The sequence below is a fragment of the Brachyspira catarrhinii genome (genome assembly GCF_005518285.1).
Classification (GTDB): Bacteria; Spirochaetota; Brachyspiria; order Brachyspirales; family Brachyspiraceae; genus Brachyspira; species Brachyspira catarrhinii.
This window is the reverse complement of record NZ_SJDU01000241.1, coordinates 1-3,601: the sequence shown is the minus strand read 5'-3', so window position 1 is coordinate 3,601 and position 3,601 is coordinate 1. Positions and strand designations below refer to the sequence as shown.

Annotated in this window: 5 protein-coding genes; 3 read left to right on the top strand and 2 right to left on the bottom strand. The window is 28.5% G+C overall.

Features of this window, described 5'->3' with window-relative positions:
- Positions 1–842, top strand: an 842-nt coding sequence (locus tag EZH24_RS14120; protein WP_236847138.1) for a hypothetical protein, incomplete at its 5' end; no start/stop codon positions are given.
- Positions 843–1,411: 569 nt separating this feature from the next.
- Here EZH24_RS14120 and EZH24_RS08730 read toward each other — a convergent pair.
- Positions 1,412–1,600, bottom strand: coding sequence for a hypothetical protein (locus EZH24_RS08730; RefSeq protein WP_137998780.1), 189 nt, complete (start codon positions 1,598–1,600; stop codon positions 1,412–1,414).
- A 184-nt stretch (positions 1,601–1,784) separates the two neighbouring features.
- Between EZH24_RS08730 and EZH24_RS08725 the strand changes: the two genes are divergently transcribed.
- Entirely contained in the window at positions 1,785–2,360 is a 576-nt protein-coding gene (locus EZH24_RS08725) for a DUF3793 family protein (RefSeq protein WP_137998779.1), read from the top strand.
- A gap of 40 nt (positions 2,361–2,400) precedes the next feature.
- Positions 2,401–2,829, top strand: a complete 429-nt coding sequence (locus EZH24_RS08720) for a flavodoxin (protein WP_137998778.1) — start codon at positions 2,401–2,403, stop codon at positions 2,827–2,829.
- A 96-nt stretch (positions 2,830–2,925) separates the two neighbouring features.
- Here the strand turns inward: EZH24_RS08720 and EZH24_RS08715 are convergent.
- On the bottom strand, positions 2,926–3,601 hold a 676-nt coding region (locus EZH24_RS08715; protein WP_170310854.1), incomplete at its 5' end, for a [Fe-Fe] hydrogenase large subunit C-terminal domain-containing protein.

Genomic DNA, 3,601 nt, shown 5'->3' with positions numbered 1-3,601 from the left:
ATTATCAATCAATGAGGAATTGTATCGAAGGAAGAATTGCTTTTATATATCAAATAAGAAAAATGAATTTTGAAAATAATAAGAAAGATATAGCTAAAAAAATGAAGGATATGTTCTTTTATTTTGATAAAATTATTAATAATCAAAAAATAACAATTATAACGGAAGGCAAAACGGATAAAGTATATTTGAATTCGGCATTTAGCCATTTTAAAGAAGAATATAACAAATTAAATTTTCAAATAATAACAAATATACCTTATACTAAACATGATAGTAATAATATTAATAATACAGGCGACCAAACTTTAATGAATTTTGTAAAAGAATTTAAAGAAAAAAATAATATAAAACAATATAAATATTTATTAGAAAAGTCTAAAATAAAAAATCCTCAATATCCCGTTATAGTTATTTTTGATAGAGATAGAATAAATGTAATAGAAGAGTTTAATAAAAATCTTAAAAATGAAAATAGTAAATTTGTATTTTTTAAACCTAATATATATTATTTTGTTTTACCAAAATTAGAATATAAGGAATATTTATCTATAGAATATTATTTTCCGAACAAAATACTAAATAAAGAAATAAAAGATAAGAAGTTGTTATTATGCCAAGAAAAATATAAAAAAGATATAATTTATAAAATAGACGAAAATAATAACGGTTTAAGTAAAAATGAATTTTCTAAATATATAAAAAGATTAAGATATAATACAAAAAGAGATAGTTTTTTAAATGAAAGAAATAAAAAATATTTTCAAAATTTTAAATCTATTTTTGATATTCTTAATGATATAAGAAAGGATTATAAAAATAGATTAAAAGAATATAAATGAATAAATTAATAAATTTCTTCGTTTAGTTTGGATTGCCACGCTTTCGGCTCGCAATGACAAAAAATATAAATGAAGTTAATTATTCAGAAAAAAAAGGGAGTAAAACTCCCGTTGCTAAAAATAGTAAGATTTAAAAATAAATATATCAAATAAATTACGGGATTACAAAGTCTAAACGGAGTTATATTTTTGCTTCTTTTTTGATAAAAAAAGAAGTGCTTTTTGGCGACTGCCCACTGTAAGTGTGGTTCTTTTTTGGCAACAAAAAAGAACATATTAAATGGGTTGTATGGTTTAACGGAAGAAGAGATTGATATAATTGAGGGAAATTAATTTGGATTGCTTCGCTCACGCTGTGTGCCGTTGGCAACCGCTCGCAATGACAGAAATGCATTGTCATTACGAGTGAGTGAAACGAACGAAGTAATCTATTCAGTATGGGTTGCTTCGGCAGAGCCTAGCAATGACATTAATTTAATTAAATAAAAAACTAATAATTGAATTTTAATTGACAAAAAATAAATATAAAATTTTATATTATTTATGCTTGATTAATAAAACCATTTTAGTCAAGCATAAACATTCAACTTTCCACCAATATTATAATTTACCGAAACGGAAGAGCCTTGTGCCGAAACCATGCTTGCGATTTTTCCCGCAGATTGAGAAGAATTGTAAACATTAAGTCCCGCGCTATATACATGTCTGCTTAAAGGAAACATCGTATTGGAATGAATTGAATTAATTGAAATTTCCATAATTAAGCCTCCAGATTTATAAATATACTTATGTTATATATTATCGAATATTTTATATAAAAAATTTAATCAAAAATTTAATTAATTTATTACAATTTTACAAAATAAAAGTTAGACTATTTTAACAAAAGTATTGACATTTTTAACAATATATGTTAGAATTAACTAACAAAAAGAGGTTAATATGTTTGACGAATTGCTTATAAATCATTCGGCGCCGACTTTGGCGGGAATAAAAATAGCCAATATCTTTACATATCATTATAATTCTAAAAAAGAATTATGCGAGAAAATAGTTTTTTATAATAAACTGCTCGGAAAAATAGGAATCAATTTATTCGTTTTGAAAGATTACGATTCCAAAGTTATAGTGTATGTTTATAATAAAGAAAAATTAAAAAACTATATCGAAAGCGAAGAGGTTTCAAAGTTTTTATGCGACTGCGGATATAATTCGCATAATATTTATAAGAATATTCAAATTTTAAGCGAGAGAATGAAAAATTGTAAAAATTTTCCGCATGAAATAGGAATATTTTTGGGCTATCCTTTAATTGATATTTGCGGTTTTATAAATAATTACGGCAAAAACTGTTTATATTCTGGTTATTGGAAAGTTTATCATAATAAAAATGACGCTATAAAAACTTTCGAAAGCTACAATCGATGCAGATTATTCTACACAAATACTTTTTTGGAAGGAAAAAATATTTTAGAGATAATAGAAAGCTATAGCAATTATTCAAATAATATTAACTAAAAAATAAATTAAATAAAAAATATCTTATGGAGGATAAAAAATGAGCGATAAAATTGCGATAATTTATTGGAGCGGCACGGGTAATACCGAAGCTATGGCTAAAAGCGTGCAAAAAGGGATTGAAAATGCTGGAGCGAGCGTAGAATTATTTTTGGTTTCAAGTTTTTCTGGGAATATTGACGATTATTCAAAACTTGCTTTAGGATGTCCTGCAATGGGTTCGGAAAATTTGGAAGAATCGGAATTCCAGCCTTTTTACGATTCCATTAAAAGCAAACTTTCGGGCAAAAAAGTAGCTTTATTCGGTTCTTACGATTGGGGAGACGGAGAATGGATGAGAATTTGGCAGGAAGATGTTTCTTCGGCGGGAGCTTCTTTGGTTAAGGATGGTTTAATCGTTAATCTTACTCCCGATGATAACGGGCTTAATCAATGCGTTGAGTTAGGCAAAACTCTTGCAAAAGCCTAAATTTAATTGATTAACTAAAATCAATCCGAATAAAAAATAAAACGAGGAGATTTATATTAATATAATCTTCCTCGTTTTTATTTTTACAAATATTTTTTATTTTTTATACTTATCCGCCTTTTTATATTCGGTATGCAAATAATGATGCGGTTTTTCTCCCAAAGGTTCTCCCAAGAAATCTTTATAAAGTATTTTTATATGCTCGTTGTCATGAGAACATCTATGTTTAACCGTTTTTTTGTCTTCCGTGTATAAACCTTTAGCTCTGTCGACTCTTACTTCGTTTGTCGTTCCGTAAGGTTGTCCGCCTCCTCCCACGCATCCGCCGGGACATGCCATAACTTCGACAAAATTATAAGGAGGGTTTTCGCCTTTTTCTTTCGCAGCTCTTATCTCTTGCATAACTGGGTCCACATTATGAAGTCCGTTCACTACGGCTATTTTTACATCGTTATCCAAAATCTTTACGGTGGCTTTTTTAACATTTTCCAAACCTCGAACATCGTTAAATTCCACATTTTCAAGATTAGTTCCCGATATAATATTATAAGCCGTTCTTAAAGCCGCTTCCATAACTCCGCCCGTTGCTCCGAATATAGTTCCCGCTCCGCTGTATTCTCCAAGTATATTGTCCGCTTCTTCTTCTTGTATTCCCGCCAAATCGATTCCGTAATGTTTTATCATCCTTGCAAATTCTCTTGTCGTTATAACCACATCGACATCGTTATAACCGCTTGACTTCATCGTGTCGTTTTTTCTTATTTCATTCTTT